Here is a 25118-nt window from a genome sequence, read left to right as displayed (position 1 = left end):
GCCCCCGCCGGCACACCGGCGCGAGCTCAGTTGTCGCGCTTCTCCTTGATCTTCGCCGCCTTGCCGCGCAGCTCGCGCAGGTAGTACAGCTTGGCGCGACGCACGTCACCGCGGGTGACCAGCTCGATCTTCTCGACGATCGGGGTGTGCACCGGGAAGGTGCGCTCCACGCCGACGGAGAACGAGACCTTGCGGACCGTGAAGGTCTCGCGGACACCGGCGCCCTGGCGGCGGATGACGACGCCCTTGAACTGCTGCACACGAGAGCGGTTGCCCTCGATGACGCGGACGTGGACGTTGACGGTGTCACCCGGGCGGAAGGCGGGGACGTCGCTGCGCAGCGACGCGGCGTCGACGGAGTCGAGCAGGTGAGACATTTCGTCTGCTTTCTTCGCTGATGCCACAGGTCATCAACGGGAGCTAGGTTTCATCGGGAAAACGTCGCCGTGGCCGGGACGCCGCGTCGTGTCCCCCTGTGGCAGGGGCGCGGACCGGGCCACACACAACAGCGGCCTATTCTTCCACGTCTTCGACGCGGCGCCAAAACCGGCCGTGCGCTCCGGCCCCGGGGTCGGGCGCCCAGCCGAGGATGGAGAGCATCTCGCGGTCCTTCTTGTCGAAGGCCTCGGGGGCGGTGCGCTCGATCAGGTCGGGCCGGTGGGCGGTGGTCCGGCGCAGCGCCTCGTCGCGGCGCCAGCGGGCGATCTTCCCGTGGTGGCCGCTCAGCAGCACCTCGGGGATCCCGCGGCCCCGCCAGACGGGGGGCTTGGTGTGGACCGGCCCTTCCAGCAGGTTGGCCATGGCGCCCGGGGCGAAGGAGTCGTCGCGGTGCGACTCGGCGTTGCCGAGCACGCCCGGCAGCAGACGGGCCACCGCCTCGGTGACCACCAGGACGGCGGCCTCGCCGCCGGCCAGCACGTAGTCGCCGATGGAGACCTCGTACACCGGCATGCGGGTGGCGTACTCGTCGATCACCCGGCGGTCGATGCCCTCGTAGCGGGCCGGGGTGAAGACCAGCCAGGGCCTGGAGGAGAGCTCCACGGCCAGTTCCTGGGTGAACGGGCGGCCGCTGGGCGTCGGCACGACCAGCACCGGGGCGCCGGCGCCGGCCTCGTACCCGTCGGCGAGGACCTCGTCGAGGGCGTCGCCCCAGGGCTCGGTCTTCATGACCATGCCGGGGCCGCCGCCGTAAGGGGTGTCGTCGACGGTGTTGTGCCGGTCGTAGGTCCATTCCCGCAGGTCGTGGACGCCGACGTCGAGCAGCCCGCGGGCGCGGGCCTTGCCGACCAGGGAGACGTTCAGCGGCTCCAGGTACTCCGGGAAGATGGTGACGACGTCGAGACGCATCAGTCCTGGTCCCGCTTCGTCTCGTCGTCGGCCCGCCCGCCGGAGGCCTGCCCCTCGCCGGACGCCTCCTCCTCGCCGGACGCCGGCTCCTCGCCGGACGCCGGCTCCTCGCCGGACGTCTGCTCCTCCGCGGCCGCGTCCCGGGCGGAGGCGATCTCGGCGCGCTCGTCGATCAGCCCGGGCGGCGGGTCGATCACGGCCCGCTGCTCCTCCAGGTCGATCTCCACGACGATCTCCTGGACGAACGGCACGTAGACCTCGCTGCCGTCCGGACGCTCGACCACGAAGAGGTCCTGCGAGGGCAGGTGGGAGATCTCGGTGATCCGGCCCACCTCCTCGCCCTCGACGGTCACCACGTCCAGGTCCATCAGCTGATGGTCGTAGTACTCGTCCTCCTCCTCGGGCAGTTCCTCGGGGTCGACGTCCGCGATGAGGAGGGTGTTGCGCAGCGCCTCGGCGCCGGTGCGGTCCCGCACGCCCTCGAAGCGCAGCAGCAGCCGCCCGCTGTGCACCCGTCCCGTCTCGATGGTCAGCGGACCGACCGAGGCCGGGTCGGTGGCCAGGACGGCGCCGGGCGCGAGCCGCAGCTCCGGCTCGTCGGTACGTACCTCGACGGTGACGTCGCCCTTGATGCCGTGGGCGCGGCCGATCCGTGCGACTACCAGCTGCACTGTGCTTGCTCTCCTGGTCAGGACTGCGGGGGGGGGGCGGACCCGAGGTCGGGAACGACGCCGGGAACGACGTCGGGCCGGGGACGGCTCCAAGGCCGTCCCCGGCCCGAGCCGGTGTTGCGTGTGTCAGCGGACGTCGTCCACGTCGACCAGGTCGACACGGACGCCGCGGCCGCCGATGGCGCCCACGACGGTTCGCAGGGCGCGAGCGGTGCGGCCGTTACGGCCGATCACCTTGCCGAGGTCGTCCGGGTGGACCCGGACCTCGAGCACGCGCCCGCGACGCAGGTCGCGGGAGGCGACCTGCACATCGTCAGGGTTGTCGACGATGCCCTTCACGAGGTGCTCGAGAGCCTCCTCGAGCATGCTCAGGCCTCGGTCGACTCAGCCGGAGCGGACTCGGCAGCGGCCTCGTCCTTCTTCTCGGCCTTCTTCTTCTGGGTGATGGCCTCGCCCTTGCCGGTGTCCTCGCCGCCGAGCGCCTCGAAGGACGGACGCGCCGGCTTCTCGGCGCGCTGCAGCAGCGGCGCGGGGGCGGGCTCGCCCTTGAACTTCTGCCAGTCGCCGGTCTTCTTGAGGATGGCGAGAACCGGCTCGGTCGGCTGGGCGCCGACGGAGAGCCAGTAGGCGACACGCTCGGCGTCGACCTCCATCACCGACGGGTTGTACGTCGGGTGGTACTTGCCGATCTCCTCGATCGCCCGGCCGTCACGGCGGGTACGGCTGTCGGCGACGACGATGCGGTAGTGAGGCGAACGGATCTTGCCCAGACGCTTCAGCTTGATCTTGACTGCCACGGGAGTGGAATCTCCTGGAATTGACGTGGTTGGGCGCGACGGGAAGCCGCGTGGGGTTGCGGCACCGAGTGCCCGATGGACGCGTCAGCCGGAGGAGAGAGGGGTCCTGTGCGACTGTCGAGTACAGCTGGCCATTCTGCCATATGACCGGCCCCGGATCCGAACGGGGGCGTACGGGGCCCGCGCAGGGCCGGCGTCCACGATGCGCCGGCTCTACGCGGGACCCGCGCCGCCTCAGCTCGCCGCGGCAAGCGGCTCGGGCTCGGGGATCCTGAAGGGCTTCCCGCAGCCCCCGCAGACGATGGGCGCCTGCGCCAGGACGGACGGAACGACGCGTACGTTGCGACCGCAGTCGCATACGGCCTTGACCCGCACACCTCCCCCCGAGGAACCGTGACGGGCCGCAGGGCCCCGGAAGGTGCCGGCCGTGTCCGACGCCACAGCCGCGTTGTGCGCCTTGAGCGCGCGCTGCAGCCGTTCGATCGTGGGCCGGTACCGGCGCTTGGCCTCGGGCTTGAGCGTGACCAGCGAGAAGCCGCTGCTGGGATGCGGCTCCTCGGAGTGGTCGAGCCCGAGCTCCTCGGCGATCGCCAGGAACCTGCGGTTGTGGTAGCGGCCGGCCCGCGACGTGTCGCGAATGCCACGGGCGGCGGCGATGCCGTGGACTGCCTCATGGAGGAGTCGCTCGAAGGAGAGTTCGTGTCCACAGGCGGACGAGGACTCCCCGATCAGTGATTCGGGCGCGGCCAGGTCAGGCAGCTCGGGATGGTGCCGTTGGATGTCGGCCCATGCCTGTGCCAGCTCGGCGGCGAGAACTGGTGGTGTCGTGCTCACGTAATGACAACGACGCCGCAGCCCTCGGTGTTCCTATTCCGGGGCATCTCAAATAATTTGCACGTACCCGTCAGTTCTCTCTGATGTGTCCGGACGAGGACGGGTGCGCTGATCTGCGCAGAAGGCTGACGTCTCACCACAAGCCGGTACGTAGTCACACGTACGTACAGGGCGGTACCCGGCGCACGAGGCTCGACGTGCGCCCCGGCGCGCGCCACAGCTTGGCGCGATTACGACGTGATCGCGAGGTTACACCCCGTTAGGCCGAAGCCTGACGGCGGGTCCCGGTTCACGAATCCTCACCCTTCCTGACGCGCCACCCCCGTCTCCGGTTGCCCTCCGGGTTACCGGTATGTGAAATCTCGCCTTATACGCCCGCATCCGGCAATGGGGTGTCCAAGCGCCCTGGACGGGACAGCGTCCTAGCAGTTATCTGGCATACGGGGGGAAGCCGGGGCACGGACGGGGGCGGCGCGGCGCACGACGACGGCACGGACGGCACGGACCGACGGACGGCCGGAAAGCGGCAACTCTTCGGCGATTGGGGCGCTACATGACATCCACTCTCCTGCGACCTCACCCTCCCCGTACGACCCGGACCACGGGGGCGGGCCCGCGGGCGCTGGCCCGCGACTGGTCCGAGATCCAGGAACGCATGCTGGTCCCGCTGTACGAGGCGGTGCACACGCGCCTGGGCGTGGGGCCGGGCACCCGTCTGCTGGGGCTCGGCTGCGGCTCGGGGCTGGCCCTGCTGATGGCGGCGGCGCGCGGCGCCGACGTCACCGGCGTGGAGAGCGACTCACCCGAACGGCTCAGCCTGGCGCGGGAAAGGCTCGCGGCCCGTCTCGCGGCCCACGAGGAGGGCGCCGGTGCCCCGGGCCCGGTGGGCGGCGCGCGGCTGGCCGAGCAGCCGCCGGCCCGGGCGCGGGCGTACTCGGTGGTGACGTCGCTGGAGCCGGTGGGCTGCCTGACCGGGGACACCGACGCCCTGGTCGCCCGGCTGCGGGACGCGGCGCCGCTCGCCGAGCGCGGCGCGGCCGTGGTGCTGACCGGGTGGGGGCCGCCGGAGCGGTGCGCGACGACGGCGGTGCTGCGGGTCGCGGCGCGGCTGGCGGAGCCCCGGGCGCCGGGGAGCTGGCGGCCGGCCGGCCGGGACGACCTGGAGGACGTGGCCCGGCGGGCCGGTCTGGTCCCCGACGGCTCGGGCCGTGTCTCCTGCCCCTTCGGCTACGCGGGGACCGACAGCGCGGTGCGGGGACTGTGGTCGACCGGGCTGTTCGACGCGGCGGCCGCCGCCACGGACCACGACCAGGTCGACAAGGAGCTGCGCGAGGCCCTGCACCCGTACGTGCGCCCGGACGGCACGGTGTGGATGCCGAACGTCTTCCGCTATCTCGTCGCCCGCACCCGTTGACGTGCCGCCGGGCCCTCACCGGGCCCGCCGCCACGGCGCCGTCGGGTCCCTGAACGCGGGAGCCGGGCCCGCCCCCCGTGAGGGGGCGCACCCGGCTCGGCGTCGCGCGGGATACCGCGGGACGGTGCGTGGGACCGGCGCGTCAGCCCATGAACTTCTTGAACTCGTCGGGGAGTTCGAAGTTCTGGGCGTCCTGCTGGGGCAGGCCGAAGGCGTTGCCGCCCTGCGCGGCGGCGGCCTCGCGGCGCTGCGCCTCCTCCAGCTCCTGCTGCTTGCGCTTCATCGGGTTGCCGGAGCGCTGCTTGCCCTTGGCCTTCTTCTGCTGCTTCTTCTGGCGGTTCGGGCCGCCGCCCATGCCCGGCATCCCCGGCATGCCGGGCATCCCGCCGCCCTGGGCCATCCGGGACATCATCTTGCGGGCCTCGAGGAACCGCTCGATCAGGTTCTTCACCGCGCTGACCTCGACGCCCGAGCCCTTGGCGATACGGGCGCGGCGGGAACCGTTGATGATCAGCGGGTCGTTGCGCTCGCCGGGGGTCATCGACTTGATGATCGCCGCGGTGCGGTCGACCTCGCGCTCGTCGAGGTTGTTGATCTGGTCCTTGATCTGGCCCATGCCGGGGAGCATGCCGAGCAGCTTGGAGATCGACCCCATCTTCCGGACCTGCTCCATCTGGGACAGGAAGTCGTCGAGGGTGAACTCCTGGCCCTTCTTGGAGGCCAGCTTGGAGGCCATCTTCTCGGCCTCGGCCTGGTCGAAGGTCTTCTCCGCCTGCTCGATCAGGGTGAGCAGGTCACCCATGTCGAGGATGCGGGAGGCCATCCGGTCCGGGTGGAAGGCGTCGAAGTCGTCGAGCTTCTCGCCGTTCGAGGCGAACATGATCGGCTTGCCGGTGATCGACGCGATCGACAGGGCCGCACCACCGCGGGCGTCGCCGTCGAGCTTGGAGAGCACCACGCCGTCGAAGCCGACGCCGTCGCGGAAGGCCTCGGCGGTGTTGACCGCGTCCTGACCGATCATCGCGTCGACGACGAAGAGGATCTCGTCCGGGCCGACCGCGTCCCGGATGTCGGCGGCCTGCTGCATCATCTCGGCGTCGATACCGAGGCGGCCGGCGGTGTCCACGATCACGATGTCGTGGACCTTGGACCGCGCGAACTCGATGGAGTCCTTGGCGACCTTCACCGGGTCGCCGACGCCGTTGCCCGGCTCCGGCGCGTACACCGCGACACCGGCGCGCTCGGCGACGACGCTCAGCTGGTTGACGGCGTTGGGGCGCTGGAGGTCGGCCGCGACGAGCAGCGGGGAGTGGCCCTGGTCCTTGAGCCACTTGCCGAGCTTGCCCGCGAGGGTGGTCTTACCGGCACCCTGCAGACCGGCCAGCATGATCACCGTCGGCGCGGTCTTGGCGAAGCGCAGCCGGCGGGTCTCGCCGCCGAGGATGGTGACCAGCTCGTCGTTGACGATCTTGATGACCTGCTGGGCCGGGTTCAGCGCCTTCGAGACCTCGGAGCCGAGGGCACGCTCCTTGACGCTCTTGATGAAGGAGCGCACGACCGGCAGGGCGACGTCCGCCTCGAGGAGCGCGATACGGATCTCGCGCGCCGTGGCGTCGATGTCAGCCTCGGAGAGCCGGCCTTTCCCGCGGAGGTTTTTGAAAGTCGCGCTGAGGCGGTCGGAGAGGGTATCGAACACGGCGCTCGTCGGTCCTCGGTGTCGGGGGCGGATGAATGTGGTGTCCAGGGTATCCGCCCCGGGCCCCTCCCGGTCCCTGCCGGTGGCTTCCCGCCCGCGCGTGCGCCGCGCGGGGCGGTCGGGCCGACCGCGCGGGGGCGTGGGCGTCAGGTGGTGCGGAGGGTGCGTTCGAGGTCGTGGGCGACCTTGGCGGCCTCGCCGTCGGGGAGGGGTTCGCCCTTGACGTCGGTGACGTAGAAGCTGTCGACCACGTTGGACCCCAGCGTGCTGACGTGGGCGCTGCGGACCCTGACCCCCGCCGTCTCCAGGGCCCGCCCGATCCGGTGCAGCAGCCCCGGCGCGTCGTGCGCCCGGACCTCGATGACCGTGGCGTGCCGGGACGCCGCCGGGGCGACGGTGACCTGCGGAGGCGCCGCCGGCCCTCCGCGGCGGCGCGGGTAGGCGGCGTCGCGCTCGGCGAGGCGGGCCGCGATGTCGAGGGAGCCGTCCAGCGCGCGGACCAGGTCGGCGCGGAGCCTGGAGGCCTGCGGGAGGGAGCCGTACTCGGCGGCGACCCGCCAGTCGAGCAGCAGCACCGCCCCGTCGACGCCGTCCGGCAGGTCCAGCGGCCGAAGCTCGGCGGTGCGCACGGTCAGCCGGTGCAGGGCCAGCACCCCGGCGACGGCGGGCAGCACCCCGCCGCGCTCGGGCACCGCGATCCGCAGTTCCGCCCCCAGCGGCTCCGGCTGGTCCGCCGCCAGGTCCCCCTGGTCCTGCCGGTCCGGCGGTCCTGTCTCTTCCTCGTGGGCGCCCGCGCCGGTCTGGGCGCGCAGCGACAGCACCGGGCCCTGGGTGACGACCGCCTCCAGGGCGAGCCGTTCCTGTTCGGCGGTGGGCGCCGCGTGCTGCGGGCCCGCGGGCGTCCCGCCCGCCAGGACCGCCGAGACGCGGCCCGCCAGGTCGGCCACCAGCGAGGCCCGCCAGGACGACCAGGCGGCGGGTCCGGTGGCCAGCGCGTCCGCCTCGGTGAGCGCGTGCAGCAGCTCGAGCGTGCTCTGCGACCCGACGGCGTCGGCGACCAGCTGGATGGTGGCCGGGTCGTCGAGGTCGCGGCGGGTGGCGGTCTCGACGAGCAGCAGGTGGTGGCGGACCAGCGCGCCCAGCACGGCGACGTCCTGCCGGTCGAAGCCGATGCGCGTGGCGACGTCCTTGACGATGGTCTCGCCGGCCACCGAGTGGTCGCCCGGCCATCCCTTGCCGATGTCGTGGAGCAGCGCGGCGACCAGCAGCAGGTCGGGGCGGCCGACCCGGCGGATGGTCCGGGAGGCGCGGACGGCGGTCTCGATCAGGTGGCGGTCGACCGTCCAGACGTGGACGGCGTTGCGCTGGGGGCGGCAGCGGACCCTCTCCCAGTCGGGCAGCAGCCGGGTGATCAGCCCTTCGGCGTCCAGGGCGTCCCAGACGTCCACGGCGGGGCGGCCGGAGCCGAGCAGGGTGACGAGCTGTTCCCGGGCCTCGGCAGGCCAGGGCACGGGCATCGGCACGGTGTCGGCGGCCAGCCGCCGCACGGCGTGCAGCGAGAGCGGCAGCCCCGCCTCGGCGGCCGCGGCGGCGGCGCGCAGCGCGAGGACGGGGTCGCGGTCGGGCCGTGCGGCGCGGGCCAGCACGACCTCGCCGTCCTGTTCCACGACGCCCTCGGCGAGCGGGGTGCGCTCCGGGGCCGGGCGGCCGCCGCCGAGCAGCGTGCGCAGCCGGGGCCTGGACGAGCGGGCTCGCAGCACCCGGCCGACCTCGCGCCAGGTGACGTCGCCGGCGTAGGAGATGACGCGGGCGGCCTCGTAGACCTGGCGCAGCAGCACGTCGGCGTCGAGCAGGCCGAGGCGTTCGGCGACCTGGTCCTGCTCCTGGAGGGAGAGACGGTCGGTGGCCCGCCCGGTGGTGAGGTGGAGCGCGTCGCGGACGTCGAGGAGGGTGCGGCGGGCGGCGTCGAGGCCTTCGCGGGGGGCGTCGGCCAGCCAGGAGGCGGCGACGGCGCGCAGCGCGGTGGCGTCGCGGAGGCCGCCGTGGGCTTCCTTGAGGTCGGGTTCGAGGAGGAAGCGGAGCTCGCCGGCGCGCTCGGCGCGCTCGGCGCACAGGTCGCGCAGTTCGGGCAGGCGCCGGGCGGCCTGGTTGCGCCAGTCGGCGAGGACGGCGGTGCGCAGGCCGGTGGTGAGGGTCAGGTCGCCGGCCAGGTGGCGGGCGTCGAGCAGGCCGAGCTGGACCTTGAGGTCGTCGGCGGCGGTCTTCCGTGCCTCGGCGGTGGTGCGGACCGAGTGGTCCAGGGCGAGGCCCAGGTCCCAGACGGGGTACCAGAGCCGGTCGGCGACGGCGGCGACCGCGGCGGGGTCGGAGCCGTCGTGCAGGAGCAGCAGGTCGAGGTCGCTGCGCGGGGAGAGCTCCCCACGGCCGTAGCCGCCGACGGCGACCAGGGCGAGCCCCCGGGCGCCGGGCGCGGCGGCGGCGAACAGTCCGGCCAGCCAGCGGTCGGTGAGTTCGGCCAGTGCCTTACGGCGCGACGGCCCGGACCGGGCCTCCTCCTGGAGGAGGCCCAGCCGGGCCGCCGCGTAGCCGCCGGGTCCCGAGTTGTCGGTCTCTTCACGCGTGTCCGTGCTCGTCACCCGGCGACTCCTGTTCCTCCGGCTGCCCCGCGGGGGGCTTTCTCTGGCTGGCTGCCTTACAGGGCGTCCGGTCCGCGCTCACCGGTGCGGACGCGGACGGCGGTCTCGACGGGCACCGCCCAGACCTTGCCGTCACCGATCTTGCCGGTGCGGGCTGCGCTGACCACGACCTCGATGAGCTGATCGGCGTCCGCGTCGTCCACCAGGACCTCTATGCGGATCTTGGGGACCAGGTCGACGGTGTACTCGGCGCCCCGGTAGACCTCGGTGTGGCCGCGCTGCCGGCCGTAGCCGCTGGCCTCGGTGACGGTCAGGCCGTGCACCCCGAAGGCCTGGAGGGCTTCCTTGATCTCGTCGAGCTTGTGCGGCTTGACGACCGCGGTGATCAGCTTCATGCGTCAACCTTGTTGCTCTCGGCGCGGGCGGGGGCGGTGTTCTTGGCGGAGCCGCCGCCGACTCCGCTGAAGTCGTAGGCGGTCTCGGCGTGCTCGGCCTGGTCGATGCCGGAGATCTCCTGGTCCTCCTCGACCCGCATCCCGACGGTCTTGTGGATCAGCAGGGCGAGGACCGCGGAGGCCACCAGCGAGTAGGCGAGGACGCCGAAGACGCCGGCCGCCTGCTTCCACAGCTGGTCGAGGCCGCCGCCGTAGAGGAGGCCCGCGACGTCGGACTGGCCCTCGCCGGTGGCGAAGAAGCCGATCAGCAGCGAGCCGACGATACCGCCGACCAGGTGGACGCCGACCACGTCGAGCGAGTCGTCGTAGTTGAACCGGTACTTCAGGCCCACGGCCATGGCGCAGAGCAGACCGGCGATCACGCCGACCGCCATGGCGCCGAGCGGCGAGACCGCGCCGCCCGCCGGGGTGATGGCGACCAGACCGGCCACGGCGCCGGAGGCGGCGCCCAGGGTGGTGAACGCGCCGTGCCGGATCTTCTCGTAGATCAGCCAGGCCAGGACGGCCGCACCGGTGGCCACCTGGGTGTTGACGAACATCAGCGCGCCGACGCCGTCGCTGTTGCCGAGCCAGGAGCCGGCGTTGAAGCCGAACCAGCCGAACCACAGGAGGCCCGCGCCGAGCATGACCAGCGGCATGCTGTGCGGCCGCATCGGGTCCTTCTTGAAGCCGACCCGCCTGCCGATGACCAGGATGACGCCGAGCGCCGCGGCGCCCGCGTTGATGTGGACGGCTGTACCGCCGGCGAAGTCGATCACCCCGAGTTCGAACGCCCAGCCGCCGGTGCCCCAGACCCAGTGCGCGACCGGGAAGTAGACGACGCTGACCCAGAGCACCACGAACAGGGACCACGCGGCGAACTTGACCCGGTCCGCGAGGGCGCCGCTGATCAGGGCGGGGGTGATGACGGCGAACATGAGCTGGAAGACCGCGAAGACCAGGGTGGGGATGGTGTAGCCGCTCCACACCTCGCCCTTGTCGATGCCGCTGAACCCGAGGTAGCCGGAGTCCCAGCCGATGAGGCCGCCGCTGTCGGTGCCGAAGGCGAGGGAGAAGCCGTACAGCACCCACAGGACGGTGACGATCCCGAGGCTGATGAAGGACATCATCAGCATGTTGAGGGCGCTCTTGACCCGGACCATGCCTCCGTAGAAGAAGGCCAGACCCGGGGTCATGAGCATCACCAGGGCGGAACAGATGAGCATGAAGCCTGTGTCGGCTGACGAAATCTTGTCAGCCGCAAAGGTGATGGCTTGTGCCATCGGCGTCTCCTCGTCGTGGGTCGCGGCCCGTGCGGGCTACCTGGGCGGATGGGGAGGTGGTGGGCCTGACGTTCGCCCTGCCGTTGGCCACGAGATTGACGCAGTGCCGTTTCGGCCATGACCCCTCGTTGTTTCGCACCGGTGACGAAGACGCCGTGCGTGTTACGCGTCCATGAACTGGGGGACGGCACGCAGAAGCCGGCCGCGGCGGCCTTCCGACGACCTGGCGGGGGGAGCCGAGTCGGGCGGTTCGGGAAGGCCGGCCGCGGCCGGGGTAGGGGGAGGCTGCTCCAGGAGCAGGTCAGACCGCTGCGGCGGCCTCGGGAAGCTCCTCGGACAGCTGGCGGGTGATGTCCCGGACGGCGGGAAGTTCCTTGTAGTCGCGGGCGGCCGTGTCGGCGGTCTTGCGGATGCGGGTGTTGACCCGCTCGGAGCGGACCTTCTTGGCCACTCTCATGGCCTGGCCGAGCATCACCGTGCTCTGCTCCGGCTCGCTCTGCAGGAGGTGCACGCTGGCCATGCCGACCAGGTTCAGCGCGTAGGAACGCTGGTGGTCGGGGTCCTGCGCGAACAGCTCGACGGCCTTCTTCATCAGCGGTTCCGCCATCGAGGCGTAGATCGGGCTGCGGCCCGCCACGTAGGCGAGGTCGCGGAAGGAGTGCGAGTTCTCGCCGTTCAGCTCGGCCTCGGTGAAAAAGCCGATCCAGTCGGGCTCCGGCTCGTCCCACTCCTCCGCGTCGGCGTAGGTGTCCTCCGCCATCCGGACCGCCCGCTTGCACTTGCCGGGCTGTCCCATGTTCGCGTAGGCGCGGCCCTCCATCGCATACAGCATCGCCTGGGTGCGGGGGCTGGCGCAGTCGCGGCTGCCGTACTGGGCGAGGTGGATGAGTTCCAGCGCGTCGTCCGGCCGGCCGAGGTGGATCATCTGGCGGCTCATCGAGGACAGGATGTACGAGCCGAGCGGCTTGTCCCCGGCCTCCTTGGCCGCGTGCAGGGCCAGCACGAAGTACTTCTGCGCGGTCGGCTGCAGGCCCACGTCGTAGCTCATCCAGCCGGCCAGCTCGGCGAGCTCCGCGGCGAAGCCGAAGAGCCGGCGCGAGGTCGCCTCGGGGTGGCTCTCCTGGAGCAGGTCGGTGACCTCGTGGAGCTGGCCGACGACCGCCTTGCGGCGCAGGCCCCCACCGCACTGGGCGTCCCACTGACGGAACATCTCGACGGTGCTCGCCAGCTGGTCGAGCTCCGGCCCGGACAGGCCGCCGCGCCGGTGGGAGGAGTGGGCGGCCGGCTCCACGGGCGAGGCGGGCGAGGGCACCAGCCAGCGCTGCATCGGCTCGATCAGGGACGGCCCCGCGGCCAGCCCCAGGGAGGTGCCGAGGAAGCCCCGGCGGGCCAGCATCAGGTCGCTGCGGGAGAACTCGCCGAGCAGCGCGACCGTCTGCGGCCCCGTCCAGGGGAGGTCGACGCCGGCCACCGAGGGCGCCTGGTGCGCGGCGCGCAGGCCGAGGTCCTCGACGGCGACGACGCAGCCGAATCGTTCGGAGAACAGCTCGGAGAGGATCCTCGGAATGGGCTCGCGCGGGTTCTCGCCGTCCAGCCAGCGGCGGACCCGGGAGGTGTCGGTGGACACGTGGTTGGCTCCGAGCTGGCGGGCCCTGCGGTTCACCTGGCGGGCGAGCTCGCCCTTGGACCAGCCGCTGCGCACGAACCACGAGTTGAGCAGCTCGTTGGGGCGCTTCTCAGCGTTCGTCCCGCCTTCGCCGTTGCCGCTCACTGGAACGCCCCCATCCATCCCTGAGACCTGTCGGACCCTGCCCGGGCCCGGTCGTGCCTGCCAACAGCCCTATCAGAATGCCGCCGGACCGTCCTTCGATTCGGCGGATTCCCCGAGCCTCGGGGGCTTCCGCCGCCGCACCTTCCACCGGGGGAGCTCCGCCGTCACTCTCCGTCACCGTAGCGCGGTCACAGGAGTTCCGGCGAGCCGTCGGAAAGATGCTTCTGGCAAGTTCGATCGGGCATGTGCCACAAGCCTTGCACACTCAACGTAGCCTCACCGTCACCGCTTCAACCACGCTGGTTCGGGAAACGCCACCTTTCGCCACCCCTACGGGTGAACCTCAAGGCCGCGACCCGCGATTCACTTGACCCGCGCCGTCGGAAACCTGTCCGGGAAACCGGATCGGAGCCCGATGCGCGGAGGGGGCGCGAAAAGCCGGTCTCGCCACCCTGCGCACTTCCACGCCCGGTGCGAACCGGGCGAGCCGGGACGATACGGCGGGTAGTCGCAACGCAGCGTCACGACAGACCTCCGGCACGTAACCAGCCACGCGGCGGACCCGTTGGAGGGGGCATGGGCTTCACGATCGGCGGTATGCGGGATCTCCGTTCCGGCACGCGGTCCGGAGCGCGCGTCGGCGTGCGCCGGCGGGGCCGGGCCTCCGAGTGCACCGCGGTCGCCGAGTTCACCGGCCTCTGGGGCTGGGACGTGGCGCCCGGGGCGCGCGCGGCAGCGCCCGGTGGTGACTGTTCGTGCGGGCGCGCGGGCTGTCCCGCGCCGGGGGCGCACCCGCTGGGGTTCGCTCCGGAGGTTCCCGCCGGGTCCACCCTGGACGACGTGGCCGAGGCCTGGTCCGAGCATCCCGGCGCCGCGGTGATGCTGCCGGTGGGGCGGACCTTCGACGTGCTCGAGGTGCCGGAGGCCGCCGGGCGGCTGGCCGTGGTGCGGCTGGAGCGGATGGGCCTGCCGGTGGGGCCGGTGACGGTCACCCCCGAGGGGCGGGCCCAGTTCTTCGTCGCCGTCGGAGCCGCCGAGGAGCTGCCCTCGCTGCTGTACCGGATGGGCCTGGACGACGTCGGGCCCGCCGTGGTGCGGGCCCTCGGGGCCGGCGCCCACGTGACGGCCCCGCCCTCGGACCGCGGCGGCCGGGGCCCCGTGCGGTGGCTGCGCGAGCCGGGGCTCGACTCCCCCGCCGGACTGCCCGCGGCGCGCCTCCTGCTCGGCACCCTCGCCTACGCCGCCCACCGCTCCCCCTGCGCCTGACGCTCCCCCGCGGCGACGGTGCGGCCGCCTGACCGCTTCGGGAACGGCAGACGCCCGCCGGGCCGATGGCCGGGGCGGGCGTCTGGCGATCCGCGCTGCGTCGGGTGGGTCAGTCGCCGATCAGGGCGTCGACGAAGGCGCCCGGCTCGAAGGGCGCGAGGTCGTCGGCCCCCTCACCGAGGCCGATCAGCTTGACCGGCACGCCCAGCTCCCGCTGGACGGCGACCACGATGCCGCCCTTGGCCGTGCCGTCCAGCTTGGTCAGCACGATGCCGGTGATGTTCACGACCTCCGCGAACACCCGGGCCTGGACCAGGCCGTTCTGCCCGGTGGTGGCGTCCAGCACCAGCAGCACCTCGTCCAGCGGGGCCTGCTTCTCGACGACCCGCTTGACCTTGCCCAGCTCGTCCATCAGGCCGGTCTTGGTGTGCAGACGGCCGGCGGTGTCGATCAGCACCACGTCGGCGCCGGTGACGATGCCCTCCTTGACGGAGTCGAAGGCGACCGAGGCCGGGTCGCCGCCCTCGGGGCCGCGCACCGTGTGGGCGCCGACCCGCTCGCCCCAGGTCTGCAGCTGGTCGGCGGCCGCCGCGCGGAAGGTGTCCGCGGCGCCCAGCACCACGCTCCTGCCGTCGGCGATCAGCACGCGGGCCAGCTTGCCGGTGGTGGTGGTCTTGCCGGTGCCGTTGACGCCGACGACCATGACCACGCCCGGGGTGCCCTCCTTCGCGTCCGTCTTCACGGAACGGTCGAACTCGGGGTTCAGCAGCTGGAGCAGCTCCTCGCGGAGCAGGGTGCGCAGCTCCTGCGGCGTGCGGGTGCCCAGCACCCGGACCCGCTCGCGCAGGCGCTCCACGAGCTCCTGGGTGGGCTGCACGCCGACGTCGGCGGTGAGGAGGGTGTCCTCGATCTCCTCCCAGGTGTCCTCGTCGAGGTGCTCGCGGGAGAGCAGGGTCAGCAGGCCCTTGCCCAGCGCGTTCTGCGAGCGCGACAGGCGGGCGCGCAGCCGGACCAGACGGCCGGCGGTGGGCTCGGGAACCTCGACCGCCGGGGCGGCGGGCTCCAGGGGGACCTCTTCGACCAGGGTGGCGCCGCTGGGCGATCCGGGGAGGTCGACCTCCTCGATCGTGCGGCGCCCTTCGTCCCGTGGGGTCTCCGCCTCCTCCCCGACCGTGGGCTCGGCCGGCGGGGCGGTGATGTCGGGAGCGGACGGGGGCGGGGGCGGCGGCTTCTTGCGCCGGGTGCCGACGACGAGGCCGGCGAGGGCGACGAGGGCCACCACCGCGATGACTACGGCAAGGATGACGGTGTCCATAACGGTCCCAGTATCGGCCATGGGGCGCACGCCGCCCGGGGCGCGCGCCGGGCTTCTTCCCGAGAAGGCGGGCCCAGGGCCTCGCGCGCCCCGGCCCACGAAGGGACGGACCCGCCCGGATCCTCCCTCATCGGGCGAACCGGCCGGGTCGTCGCCGACCGGTCGTCGCCGTCAGCGCAGTCGCTGGCTGATCACCTTGGACACGCCGTCGCCCTGCATGGACACGCCGTACAGCGCGTCGGCGACCTCCATGGTGCGCTTCTGGTGGGTGATCACGATCAGCTGGGAGGACTCCTGGAGCTCCTGCATGATCCGGATCAGCCGCTGGAGGTTGGTGTCGTCGAGGGCGGCCTCGACCTCGTCCATCACGTAGAACGGGCTCGGCCGCGCCTTGAAGATGGAGACCAGCAGCGCCACGGCGGTCAGCGAGCGCTCGCCGCCGGAGAGCAGGCTGAGCCGCTTGACCTTCTTGCCCGGCGGCCGGGCCTCGACCTCCACGCCGGTGGTCAGCATGTTGTCCGGGTCGGTGAGGATCAGCCGGCCCTCGCCGCCGGGGAAGAGCCGGCCGAAGACGCCCTCGAACTCGCGGGCGGTGTCCCGGTAGGCCTCGGTGAAGACCTGCTCGACCCGCTCGTCGACCTCCTTGATCACCTGGAGCAGGTCGGCGCGGGTCTTCTTCAGGTCCTCCAGCTGCTCGCTGAGGAACTGGTGGCGCTCCTCCAGCGCGGCGAACTCCTCCAGCGCGAGCGGGTTGACCTTGCCGAGCTGCTGGTAGGCGCGCTCGGCGGCCCGCAGCCGCTTCTCCTGCTCGGCGCGGACGAACGGCCGGGGACGGTTGCGGGGGTGCTCGGGGTCCTCGGGCAGCTCCTCGCCCTCGGCGGGCGGGGACGGCGGGACGGGCTGGGCGGGACCGTACTCGGCGACCAGCGCCTCGGGCTCGACGCCCAGCTCCTCCAGCGCCTTGGTCTCCAGCTGCTCGATCCGCAGCCGCTTCTCGGCGCCGAGCACCTCGCCGCGGTGGACGGAGTCGGTGAGCTTGTCCAGCTCCCCCTTGAGGTCGCGGCCCGCCGTGCGGGCGGCGGCGAGCTCGCGTTCCTGACGCGTGCGGGCGGCGTCGGCCGCGGTGCGTTCCCGGTCTGCGCGCTCCAGCGACACCTCGACGTGGGCGAGCAGCTGCCGTGCGCCGGAGGCGACCGCCGAGGCGACGGCGGCCTCGTGGCGCAGCCGGGCCTTGCGGCGTTCGGCGCGGACCCGGGCCTCGCGTTCGGCGCGGGCGGCGCGGTCCAGCGAGTCGGCGCGGCCGGCCAGGGCCTTGACCCGCTCCTCGTGGGTGCGCAGCTGGAGCCGGGCCTCCATCTCGGTCTGCCGGGCGTTGGCGCCGTCGGCGGCGAGCCGGTCGCGGGCGGAGGTGTCGGGGTCCTCGTCGACCGGCATCTCCTCGGCGACAGCGAGCCGCTCGGCCAGTTCCTCCACGTCGGTGAGCGCCTTCTCCAGCGCCTCCTGGGCGCGGGCGGTGGCGGCGGCGGCGCGCTCGGCCTCTCCGGCGGCGCCCCGGGCCTGGCCGGCCAGGCGGCCGAGCTGCTGGGAGACGCCGGACTTCTCGCGGTCGGCGGCCCGGCGGCGTTCGCCCAGTTCCTCCACCAAAGCGGCGCACCCGGTCCGGCGTTCGGCGGCCAGCCGCTGGGTCACGGCGAGCTCCCGGCAGCGCGCCTCCAGTTCCTCGAGCAGGGCGGCGGCCTCGTCGACGGAGGCCTGGACCTCCAGCAGGCTGGGCGCGGCGGCCGAGCCGCCGTGCGCGTAGTGGGCGCCGAGCAGGTCGCCCTCGGTGGTGACGGCGGTGAGGTCGGGGCGGGAGCGGACGAGGTCCTCGGCGTCGTCGAGGGTGTCCACCACCACGACCCCGCGCAGCAGCCGGCGGACGGCGGGCATCAGCTGGTCGGGGCCGCTGACCAGGTCTGCGGCGTGCGGCCACCGCTCGTGGCACGGGGCCGGGTCCGGCTCGTCGGCGGCTCCGGTGAGCAGCAGGGCGGCGCGGCCGGCGTCCTGCTTGCGCAACAGCCGCAGGGCCTCGGCGGCCGCGGCGGGCGAGTCGGCCGCCACGGCGTCGGCGGCGGCGCCGAAGGCCGCGGCGAGGGCCGCCTCGTGTCCGGGGGCGACGGTGAGGAGGCCGGCGGCGGGGCCGAGGACCCCGGTGAGGGTGTCCCGGGCGTCGAGGAGGGCGCCGGTGCCGTCCTTGCGGCGCAGGCCGAGGGCGAGGGCGTCGTGCCGGGCCCGGGTGGCGGCGCTCTCGCGTTCGGCGCGGGTGAGGGCCTCGCGGGCGGCGGTCAGGGCGGCGTCGGCCTCGGCGAGGGCGCCCTTCGCCTCGTCGTGCCGTTCGGCGAGTTCGGTGTCCTCCGCGTCGAGGCCGTCGACCTCGGCCTTCAGCTCCTCGTACTCCTCCTGGGCGGCGACGGCGCGGGCCCGGGCCTCGTCCCGTGAGGAGGTGAGGCGGTCGATCTCGGCCTGGGCGGCGGCGGCCCGGGAGCGGGCGGCGCCCACCTGGCCGCTGAGCCGGGCCAGGCCCTCGCGGCGGTCGGCGATGGCGCGGGCGACGTCCTTGAGGCGGCGTTCCTCGGCGGCGAGGGAGCGTTCCAGCTCCTCGCGGTGGGCGACGGTGTCCTCCAGGGCCCGCTCGGCGGCCTCCAGGGCCGCCTCGAGTTCGGCCTCCTGCTCGCGGATGCGGGCGGCCTCGCGCTCCATGTCCTCGGGGTCGCGGCCGCGGCGCTCCTCGACGGGTGCGGCGGTGGCGCTCTTCACCCGGGCGTCGGCCAGCGAGACGGTGCCGCGGACGCGTTCGGCGAGCTGGGAGAGCTCGTACCAGGTCTGCTGGGCGCGCTGCAGGCGCGGTGTGAGGCGGCGGACCTCGTCCTCCAGAAGAGCCTCGCGGCGGAGCGCCTTGCGCAGCTCCTCCTCGGTGGCCTCCTTGCGCTCCTTGAGCGCGGCCTCGTCGGCGACCTCGGCGCTCAGGGCCTCGCGCAGCCCCACCAGGTCGTCGGCGAGCAGACGCAGCCGGGCGTCGCGCAGGTCGGCCTGGATGACGGCGGCCCTGCGCGCCACGGCGGCCTGCCGGCCCAGTGGCTTGAGCTGACGGCGCAGTTCGTCGGTGAGGTCCTGGACGCGGGCCAGGTTGGCCTGCATGGCGTCCAGTTTGCGCAGCGCCTTCTCCTTGCGCTTGCGGTGCTTGAGGACGCCGGCCGCCTCCTCGATGAAGGCGCGGCGGCCCATCGGGTCGGCGTGCAGGACGGAGTCGAGCTGACCCTGGCCGACGATGACGTGCATCTCGCGGCCGATGCCGGAGTCGGAGAGGAGTTCCTGGATGTCAAGCAGGCGGCAGGTGTCGCCGTTGATCTGGTACTCGCTGCCGCCGTTACGGAACATGATCCGCGTGATGGTGACCTCGGCGTACTCGATGGGCAGGGCGCCGTCGGAGTTGTCGATGGTCAGCGAGACTTCGGCGCGCCCGAGGGGAGGGCGACCGGTGGTCCCGGCGAAGATGACGTCCTCCATCTTGCCGCCGCGCAGCGACTTTGCGCTGTGCTCGCCCATGACCCAGGTCAGCGCGTCCACGACGTTGGACTTGCCGGAGCCGTTCGGGCCGACGACGCAGGTGATGCCCGGCTCGAACCGGAGCGTGGTCGCGGATGCGAACGACTTGAAGCCGCGGAGGGTCAGGGCCTTGAGGTGCACGCCGGGGGACTCTACCGGCCGCTCCTCCCGCACTCCACGAGCCGGCGGCACGATCCGGTTTCGCGCGGCCCGGTTTCGCACGGTGGGGCGGCGGGCAGATCAGAGCTACAGGATCGCGGCGGGGTGGGGCCGGCACGGTCCGGGGCAGGCCCCGGACACACGGCGGCAGCGGCGGGGAGGGCCGCAGGAAGCGGTGAAGGCGAAAGGGACGCCGAAGGCGTCCCTTGAGGCACCGGCGAGGTGCGGGCGCTGCGGCGGCCCGCCGACGAGCCGGATCAGGTGAGCGCGGGCTCCGCCTGGTGTGCGTCGATGCTCTCCATGCTTTCCAACATCCGGTCGCGAGAAGCGGCAGCCGCGAGAGCGTCCTTCTCCGCCTGGATCCGTACCAGCTCGGATTCCAGGTCCTGGACGCGCTGCTGCAGCCGTCGCATCTCGGCGAGGAGTCGCGGGTCGGAGCCGCCGACGTAACCGAGAAGCGCCTTTGCCATGATGGATGGTCCTCCACACTGAGTGACCGACCGAAGCGGTGGTGGGTCGTGAGGGAATCGCACCCTGATGCCCGACACTGCGGTATCAGACCGGTGACTTCATGCCGCTGTTTCCTCATGCCAAACAGCTAGGGTGCGCGGGGCTTTCAGAGTCTCACCAAAAAGTTTGACGGTCAACACGATCACGCCCCGTATCGACGGTGTCCCCGGGGCGCTCTGCGCTGACGACTTCGCGCGGCGTCTCCTTCGGGGCCCGGGGGCGTGCCGATCATCCTGGCGTGTGCGGGCCGCCGTGACAACCCTTTCGCGGCGGTCACCTGGACTTTTCCGCTTCCGGGCCACGCCCGCGTGCCTCCCGGACAGCGGCCGCGGCGGCGCGGAGGGCCCCGTTCAGCGGATCTCGAAGCCGGTGTAGCCGCCGCGAGGTGTGTCCCAGATCTCGGTCACGCCGTCCACGCGACCCGGCGTGTCCTCCCCCATGAGCCACTCCAGCAACCGCTCGCATTCCGCGCGGCGGCCTTCGGCGACGACCTGCACCCGTCCGTCCTGGAGATTGAGAGCAAAACCACTCAGTCCGCCGAGCTCCAGCGCCTTCGCGCGTGTGAACCAGCGGAAGCCCACCCGCTGTACCTTGCCGCGGACCCAGGCGACCAGTCGCGCATCGTCGTTCATATGTGCACGCTAACCGAGCAAAAGTCTCACCGGACGCCCACACCCCCCGGAGCGATGCGGTAGCGTCCCCCCTCGACCGCAGCGAAACTCACCCGTACGAGTGAGTCGCGTGGACCGCAGCCCGAGAAAGGCCAGCAGAGGAATGGGACGCCACCGACGCTCCGCCGCCGGCCGCAAGGGCAGCGACGGCACCCCCCGCGCCACCGGCGCCGCCCCGGACGCCGCCGGGCCCCAGCAGGGCCACGAGCAGCAGTACCGGACGACGCACGACTCCTACGGCTCCTACCCCCAGGGTTCCAACAGCCCCTACGGCTACGACGGGCCCCAGGGGTACGACGGGCCTCAGGGGTACGACGGCGGCCACGACGGTTACGGCCGGCACCGTGGCCGCGGCGGCTCGGCGGGCGGGGACCCCTACGCCCGCAGCCACGCCTACCTGTTCGGCACGGAGGAGTCCGCGGTCCCGACCGGCGCCCGCCAGGACGCCCCGACCGCCGCGGTGCCCGCGCAGCGCCCCGCTCCCTCGGGCCCCGCGAGCCCCTCGGGCCACCGGTCGAAGGGGCGGCGAACCCGTCACCCCGTGCGCACCGGGCTGCTGGGCGTCTCCGCGGCGCTGGCGATCGGTGTGGTCGCGGCCGCCACGGGCATGGTGCCGGGCCTGGACACCTACCGGCTGGGCGGCGACGGCGCGATCCGCGCGTTCGACGGCCCGGACAACGCCGAGACCCAGCAGGGCGGTGCGGGCGGCCGGGTCGACCCGGGCGCCTCCTCCGGCGGGGCCGGCACCGGTTCGGCGAAGCCCACGCCGACCGCGTCCCCCTCCGCCTCGAAGGAGAAGAAGGAGAAGGCCGAGCCCTCTCCTGAGCCCACCGCCGAGAAGACCACCGAACCCGAGAAGCCGGCGCCCACCACCAAGACGGCCGAGCCCCGCAAGCCGGCGTCCGGCGGCAGCGCGGACCTCTCGCAGGAGGACTCCGCCCGGGCGCGGGTCCTGCAACTGGTCAACCAGGAGCGGGCCTCCGCCGGGTGCAGCCCGGTCAAGGCCGACAGCGGGCTCACCGACCTGGCCGACGACTTCAGCCGGGCCATGGCCGAGCAGGACTTCTTCGACCACACCGACCCCAGCGGCGCCACGCCGTGGGACCGCGCGGCGGCGGCCGGCGTCGACAACCTGGGCGGCGAGAACATAGCCCGCGGCCAGGCGGACGCGGCGGCGGTGATGGACGCCTGGATGAACAGCGAGGGCCACCGGGCGAACATACTGAACTGCGACTTCAAGACCCTCGGCGTCGGCGTCCACTTCGCCTCCGGCGGCCCCTGGTGGACCCAGGACTTCGGCTACTGAGAAAACTGCAGGTCAGAAACCTATAGGTTCTCCTGGGCCGTCTCCGGGCCGTCATCCGTAGCGCTTCGGTCCTCAAAGGCCGCGTCCACAGCGGCCCGGGTACGCGCTTCGCTGGACGGCATCAGGTGCGTGTAGGTGCGCAGGGTGAAGCCGGGGTCGTGATGACCGAGGTACTCGCTGAGTGCCTTGATGCTCTCCCCCGCGTCCAGGAGCACGGACGCGTAGAAGTGCCGCAGCGCGTGCATCCCGTTGTCCCGTCCCGTGGGCACGCCGGCCGCGCGCAGAGCCGGACGCCACTGCCGGTCGTTGAATCGATTGCGGTTCAGGGGTAGTCCTTCTGGACTTCGGAAGACGAGCGTTGCCGTGACCGGCGGGCCGTCGAGCGTCCTCCAGGGCAACGTCACCTCGGCGGCCGGGAAGCGGGTCAGGTGGCCGGCCAACGCGACGGCGATCGACTCGGGCAGCGGCACATCCCTCTCCTTGCCGCCCTTCGGAGGCGCGAAGACCGGCTGGTTCCGCAGTAGCTTGACCTGCCGAACCACGTGCACGACGCCACCGAGGAAGTCGACGTCCTCGACGGCCAGGCCGAAGACTTCCCCCTGGCGCAACCCGCAGCCCGCGGCCGGGTCCACCAGTGCCCGATAGCGTTCAGGAAGCGCCGATCGGACGGCTTTCACCCGCTCGATAGGCCAGGGCTTGACCCGCCGGGGATCGATCCGAGGAGCTTTGACAGACCGGGCGCCGCACGGATTGGTCCTGATGACACGGTCCTCCACCGCAGCTGTGAAAACCGTCGAGACGTGGGCGAAGATCCCCCGGCGGTAGGCGGCGGACAACCCCGTTCCTTCCAGGGTCCGCATCCAAAGACGAACGTGGGACGGGGTGAAGGAGCTCATGGGCCGCTTGCCGATGTGCGGAATCGCATGGCGGCGAAGCCGCATCTCCACTGATTCCCGCGTAGCCGGGTCGGTCGTCTGCGTCTGCATCCACTTGGTGGCGTACTGCTCGAACGTGACCTTGCCTGCTTCGGGCGCGATGTAGTCGCCGCGCGACATGTCCGCTTCGACGTTGGCCAACCACGACTCAGCCCGTCGCTTCTGCTTGTCCGGGAAGCTCTTGGACTTCTCGGTGCCGTCGGGACCGATGTACCGAGCGCGATAGCGCAGGCCGACGCCGAAGCGATCGGTCTTGATCCTGCTGGACTTGCCGTCCGCTCCGGTCTCGGTCTTGTACCAGCGGTCCTGGATGTGCCCGGCCATCAGGCGGCCTCCTCCATGAGGGACGCCACCCAGAGGCGCACGTCTTCGGGATCGAAGCGGAGATGCCGGCCGACGCGGAAGCCGCGGGGACCGGTGCCCTTGCGGCGCCACTGGTAGACCGTCTCCAGGGGAACGCCCACCAGCTCGGCGAGGTCTGTCGGTGTCAGGTAGCGCGGGGGAAGCGGACGCTTCATGCGCACACCTCCCAGTCGTCTTGTGCGGTCAGGTCTGCGAGTGCTTGGCGTGCGGTTTCGCGGTTGGTGCGGATCTCGCGGGCGATGGAGGCGGCGAGCCAGGACTCACCGGGGGTGTGGCCCTGCCCGGCGTAGGTCCAGTGGGCGAGGACGAGCGTGGAGCCCTCCGAGTCGTCGCCGGGTTCGGGCAGGCCGCGTTCGCGGCGTTCCTGGCGGGCGCGGTAGTCGGCGCGGGTCTGACGCAGGGCGCCGAGGGTGGTGGAGTAGCGGCGGGACTTGGTGGAGAAGTGGCCGCGGAAGCCGAGCATGTGAGCCCAGCGGGCAAGCAGCCGTTCCGGGTAGACACCATCTAGCGCCCAGCACGCTTCGATCAGCCGCCGCGTGTGGAGCGGCAGGCCGGGGAGCTTGTCCAGCTCGGCCAGCTCTCCGATGCGGCGGTCGACCGTGCCGGTGGTCTCAGCGGCTTTGGTGGCGTACTTGGCGACGTAGGAGGCGACGGCTTCCTCGGTCAGTTCCTCCCGGCCGAGTGCGCCGATGGGCTGCACGTCCACCTGCGAGCCCCACCGGAGGGTGCGGGCGGGCTGGTCGTCGGCGGCGGGGACCAGGACCACGACGCGGGCCGCGGCGGCGCGGATCGCGGCATCGAGGAGGGCGACCGTCGCCCATGCCGGCGGAGGTGAGTCGGGACCACCCGGACCGTCGAGGCGAACGACCGCATGGAAGTGCACCGCTCCGCGCTTTTGAAACTCAGCGACCTTGCCGAAGGAGACCCGGCACAGCTCCCGCAGCTCCGCCTGGGTGATGCCGGCGAGGCGGGCGACCTCGCGGCGCAGGTAGATGGTGAAGCGCCGCCACAGGTCCCCGGCGTGGTTGTTCCACAGCACCGCCGACGCGTAGTCGTACCGGCCCGGGTCGAGGGCCGTGCCGAGGAGCGGATCGCCCTCGGCATGAGCAGCACCACAACGGCAGCGGCCGGAGTCGGGCCGGTTGTGCACCGGACCGAACGAGGGCGCGGTGAGGGTGGCGAAGACCCGCGGATGCTCCCGCACCTCCGCAGACACGTTCTTGCGTTCGTCTCCGGTGATCCCGGCCCGGATCAGGTGGTAGGTGTCCCCGGCGTAGGTCCAGGCGCAGGCAGGGCAGCGGGAGGCCCGCCTGTTGCCGCAGGCGACCCGAAGGCGGCCACCAGGTTCGTCCTGCGTGCTGTAGGAGTAGAGGACGTCTCCGGTGCGGGCGTCGCGGGTGACCGTCGAGCCCGTCAGGTGGATGGGGTTGGCGCAGCCGCCGGTGCGGCGGATCTGTTCCTGCCAGCGGTCGAAGCCCGCAGTGTTCGCCACCCGCAGCAGGTCGGCCAGGGTGAGGGGGTCGGTGCCCATGGAGGCCGCGACACCGGCCACGGCCTCCGGAGGGACGGGGAAGCGGGCCGTCATGCGAACACCCGCACCGGGGTCGGCATGTGCCCGTTGGGGTTGTGCGCAGCGCAGCTCTCCAGGGCGACCGACGTCGGCTCGTCAGGGTCGAAGCAGACCTCGAACCAGCCCGTACCGGCGCACCGGCAGGCCCCCTCAACCTGAGGGCGGTTGCTGCGCTCGATGGCCGCGTCACTCACCCGGAACATGCCCACCGTGAGCGACGCCAGAGACGACGCCCTGCGCAGCCGGGCAGCACTCGGGAACCGAGCCTTATGCGCGCGCTGCTGGTCCCTGGTGGCCGTCCCCGCCAGTTCCAGCGCCTGGAAGCTGTAGAGGAAGGCCGCGGAACGGTGAAGTTCGGGCAGGCCCACGCGCAGAGCACCCTCAGCAATCCAGGCGCCGAGCTGGACGTCATCATCCCGCTTGTAGGAGTACGAGGTGGGCATGTCCGAGGCGTAGAGGGCGACCGCACGTTCTCCGTTAGACAGGCCCTCGACTAACCCGGCGACCGGGGCGACCTGCGGAGCGCTCAGCATTGCGGGCATGATGGAACTTCCC

The 25118-nt window shown here is 72.5% G+C and carries 22 protein-coding genes; 3 read left to right on the top strand and 19 right to left on the bottom strand.

All coding sequences use genetic code 11. The annotated features are described in order from the left end of the window. Window positions 1–26: 26 nt before the first annotated feature. The 6 genes from rplS to ABT026_RS04705 all read right to left on the bottom strand — a co-directional run bounded on the left by rplS (window position 27) and on the right by ABT026_RS04705 (window position 3649). A complete protein-coding gene (gene rplS / locus ABT026_RS04730; protein WP_020128707.1) occupies window positions 27–377 on the bottom strand; it encodes a 50S ribosomal protein L19 in 351 nt (116 codons plus the stop codon). A 136-nt stretch (window positions 378–513) separates the two neighbouring features. Continuing rightward, entirely contained in the window at window positions 514–1347 is an 834-nt protein-coding gene (gene trmD, locus ABT026_RS04725; protein WP_351112125.1) for a tRNA (guanosine(37)-N1)-methyltransferase TrmD, read from the bottom strand. Beyond that, window positions 1347–2018, bottom strand: coding sequence for a ribosome maturation factor RimM (gene rimM / locus ABT026_RS04720; RefSeq protein WP_351112123.1), 672 nt, complete (start codon window positions 2016–2018; stop codon window positions 1347–1349). Before rimM ends, trmD begins: the two co-directional genes overlap by 1 nt. 126 nt (window positions 2019–2144) lie before the next feature. Next, window positions 2145–2384, bottom strand: a complete 240-nt coding sequence (locus tag ABT026_RS04715) for an RNA-binding protein (protein ID WP_108954184.1) — start codon at window positions 2382–2384, stop codon at window positions 2145–2147. A 2-nt stretch (window positions 2385–2386) separates the two neighbouring features. Further along, window positions 2387–2815, bottom strand: a complete 429-nt coding sequence (gene rpsP / locus ABT026_RS04710; RefSeq protein WP_351112121.1) for a 30S ribosomal protein S16 — start codon at window positions 2813–2815, stop codon at window positions 2387–2389. Window positions 2816–3049: 234 nt separating this feature from the next. Next, entirely contained in the window at window positions 3050–3649 is a 600-nt protein-coding gene (locus ABT026_RS04705) for a hypothetical protein (protein WP_108954186.1), read from the bottom strand. 553 nt (window positions 3650–4202) lie between these two features. On the opposite strand from ABT026_RS04705, the gene ABT026_RS04700 reads away from it, so the two are divergent. Next, window positions 4203–5063 carry an SAM-dependent methyltransferase gene (locus tag ABT026_RS04700; RefSeq protein ID WP_351112119.1) on the top strand — a complete coding sequence of 287 codons (861 nt, stop codon included), beginning with the start codon at window positions 4203–4205 and terminating at the stop codon, window positions 5061–5063. 142 nt (window positions 5064–5205) lie between these two features. Here ABT026_RS04700 and ffh read toward each other — a convergent pair whose 3' ends face one another. The 5 genes from ffh to nsdA form a co-directional block, all read right to left on the bottom strand. Continuing rightward, window positions 5206–6759 carry a signal recognition particle protein gene (ffh, locus tag ABT026_RS04695; protein WP_351112117.1) on the bottom strand — a complete coding sequence of 518 codons (1554 nt, stop codon included), beginning with the start codon at window positions 6757–6759 and terminating at the stop codon, window positions 5206–5208. A 146-nt stretch (window positions 6760–6905) separates the two neighbouring features. Continuing rightward, window positions 6906–9395, bottom strand: coding sequence for a [protein-PII] uridylyltransferase (locus ABT026_RS04690; protein ID WP_351112115.1), 2490 nt, complete (start codon window positions 9393–9395; stop codon window positions 6906–6908). Window positions 9396–9451: 56 nt separating this feature from the next. Next, window positions 9452–9790 (bottom strand): P-II family nitrogen regulator, encoded by a 339-nt coding sequence (locus ABT026_RS04685; protein WP_108954190.1) that lies wholly within the window; start codon window positions 9788–9790, stop codon window positions 9452–9454. Further along, the gene (locus ABT026_RS04680; protein ID WP_351112112.1) at window positions 9787–11112 is read right to left on the bottom strand and encodes an ammonium transporter; all 1326 of its coding nucleotides are present in this window, start codon (window positions 11110–11112) and stop codon (window positions 9787–9789) included. The genes ABT026_RS04685 and ABT026_RS04680 overlap by 4 nt, the downstream gene beginning before the upstream one ends. 301 nt (window positions 11113–11413) lie before the next feature. After that, window positions 11414–12883 (bottom strand): transcriptional repressor NsdA, encoded by a 1470-nt coding sequence (gene nsdA, locus ABT026_RS04675; RefSeq protein WP_351112110.1) that lies wholly within the window; start codon window positions 12881–12883, stop codon window positions 11414–11416. A gap of 576 nt (window positions 12884–13459) precedes the next feature. Between nsdA and ABT026_RS04670 the strand changes: the two genes are divergently transcribed. Beyond that, window positions 13460–14149, top strand: a complete 690-nt coding sequence (locus ABT026_RS04670; protein WP_351112109.1) for a bifunctional DNA primase/polymerase — start codon at window positions 13460–13462, stop codon at window positions 14147–14149. Between the two features lie 109 nt (window positions 14150–14258). Here ABT026_RS04670 and ftsY read toward each other — a convergent pair whose 3' ends face one another. From ftsY to ABT026_RS04650, 4 genes are all read right to left on the bottom strand, one after another. Next, complete coding sequence (ftsY, locus tag ABT026_RS04665) at window positions 14259–15464, bottom strand: signal recognition particle-docking protein FtsY (protein WP_351112107.1); 1206 nt, start codon at window positions 15462–15464, stop codon at window positions 14259–14261. Window positions 15465–15635: 171 nt separating this feature from the next. Continuing rightward, the gene (gene smc / locus ABT026_RS04660; RefSeq protein WP_351112105.1) at window positions 15636–19190 is read right to left on the bottom strand and encodes a chromosome segregation protein SMC; all 3555 of its coding nucleotides are present in this window, start codon (window positions 19188–19190) and stop codon (window positions 15636–15638) included. A 275-nt stretch (window positions 19191–19465) separates the two neighbouring features. Further along, the gene (locus ABT026_RS04655) at window positions 19466–19678 is read right to left on the bottom strand and encodes a hypothetical protein (protein ID WP_108954195.1); all 213 of its coding nucleotides are present in this window, start codon (window positions 19676–19678) and stop codon (window positions 19466–19468) included. 390 nt (window positions 19679–20068) lie between these two features. Next, a complete protein-coding gene (locus tag ABT026_RS04650) occupies window positions 20069–20350 on the bottom strand; it encodes an acylphosphatase (protein ID WP_351112103.1) in 282 nt (93 codons plus the stop codon). A gap of 142 nt (window positions 20351–20492) precedes the next feature. Here ABT026_RS04650 and ABT026_RS04645 point away from each other — a divergent pair, with 142 nt between their 5' ends. Then, window positions 20493–21695, top strand: coding sequence for a CAP domain-containing protein (locus ABT026_RS04645; RefSeq protein WP_351112101.1), 1203 nt, complete (start codon window positions 20493–20495; stop codon window positions 21693–21695). A gap of 20 nt (window positions 21696–21715) precedes the next feature. On the opposite strand, the gene ABT026_RS04640 is transcribed toward ABT026_RS04645, so the two are convergent. From ABT026_RS04640 to ABT026_RS04625, 4 genes are read right to left on the bottom strand one after another with little or no spacing between them, the layout of a single operon-like run. Further along, window positions 21716–22954, bottom strand: a complete 1239-nt coding sequence (locus tag ABT026_RS04640; RefSeq protein WP_351112099.1) for a tyrosine-type recombinase/integrase — start codon at window positions 22952–22954, stop codon at window positions 21716–21718. Continuing rightward, window positions 22954–23148, bottom strand: coding sequence for a helix-turn-helix transcriptional regulator (locus tag ABT026_RS04635; protein ID WP_351112097.1), 195 nt, complete (start codon window positions 23146–23148; stop codon window positions 22954–22956). Before ABT026_RS04635 ends, ABT026_RS04640 begins: the two co-directional genes overlap by 1 nt. Then, window positions 23145–24578, bottom strand: coding sequence for a replication initiator protein RepSA (repSA, locus tag ABT026_RS04630; protein WP_351112095.1), 1434 nt, complete (start codon window positions 24576–24578; stop codon window positions 23145–23147). The genes ABT026_RS04635 and repSA overlap by 4 nt, the downstream gene beginning before the upstream one ends. Beyond that, window positions 24575–25105, bottom strand: coding sequence for a hypothetical protein (locus ABT026_RS04625; protein WP_351112093.1), 531 nt, complete (start codon window positions 25103–25105; stop codon window positions 24575–24577). The genes repSA and ABT026_RS04625 overlap by 4 nt, the downstream gene beginning before the upstream one ends. Window positions 25106–25118 lie beyond the last annotated feature (13 nt).

Source organism: Streptomyces sp. NPDC002734, from assembly GCF_040295685.1.
In the GTDB taxonomy this organism is placed as follows: domain Bacteria; phylum Actinomycetota; class Actinomycetes; order Streptomycetales; family Streptomycetaceae; genus Streptomyces.
The sequence above is the reverse complement of the archived record's forward strand: the minus strand, read 5'-3'. Positions and strand labels throughout refer to the sequence as shown.

Coding starts and splice junctions, on each gene's coding strand:
- rplS (WP_020128707.1), bottom strand. CDS start 377: ATGTCTCACCTGCTCGACTCCGTCGACGCCGCGTCGCTGCGCAGCGAC.
- trmD (WP_351112125.1), bottom strand. CDS start 1,347: ATGCGTCTCGACGTCGTCACCATCTTCCCGGAGTACCTGGAGCCGCTG.
- ABT026_RS04715 (WP_108954184.1), bottom strand. CDS start 2,384: ATGCTCGAGGAGGCTCTCGAGCACCTCGTGAAGGGCATCGTCGACAAC.
- ABT026_RS04700 (WP_351112119.1), top strand. CDS start 4,203: ATGACATCCACTCTCCTGCGACCTCACCCTCCCCGTACGACCCGGACC.
- ABT026_RS04685 (WP_108954190.1), bottom strand. CDS start 9,790: ATGAAGCTGATCACCGCGGTCGTCAAGCCGCACAAGCTCGACGAGATC.
- ABT026_RS04680 (WP_351112112.1), bottom strand. CDS start 11,112: ATGGCACAAGCCATCACCTTTGCGGCTGACAAGATTTCGTCAGCCGAC.
- ABT026_RS04670 (WP_351112109.1), top strand. CDS start 13,460: ATGGGCTTCACGATCGGCGGTATGCGGGATCTCCGTTCCGGCACGCGG.
- ftsY (WP_351112107.1), bottom strand. CDS start 15,464: ATGGACACCGTCATCCTTGCCGTAGTCATCGCGGTGGTGGCCCTCGTC.
- ABT026_RS04655 (WP_108954195.1), bottom strand. CDS start 19,678: ATGGCAAAGGCGCTTCTCGGTTACGTCGGCGGCTCCGACCCGCGACTC.
- ABT026_RS04650 (WP_351112103.1), bottom strand. CDS start 20,350: ATGAACGACGATGCGCGACTGGTCGCCTGGGTCCGCGGCAAGGTACAG.
- ABT026_RS04645 (WP_351112101.1), top strand. CDS start 20,493: ATGGGACGCCACCGACGCTCCGCCGCCGGCCGCAAGGGCAGCGACGGC.
- ABT026_RS04640 (WP_351112099.1), bottom strand. CDS start 22,954: ATGGCCGGGCACATCCAGGACCGCTGGTACAAGACCGAGACCGGAGCG.
- ABT026_RS04635 (WP_351112097.1), bottom strand. CDS start 23,148: ATGAAGCGTCCGCTTCCCCCGCGCTACCTGACACCGACAGACCTCGCC.
- repSA (WP_351112095.1), bottom strand. CDS start 24,578: ATGACGGCCCGCTTCCCCGTCCCTCCGGAGGCCGTGGCCGGTGTCGCG.
- ABT026_RS04625 (WP_351112093.1), bottom strand. CDS start 25,105: ATGCCCGCAATGCTGAGCGCTCCGCAGGTCGCCCCGGTCGCCGGGTTA.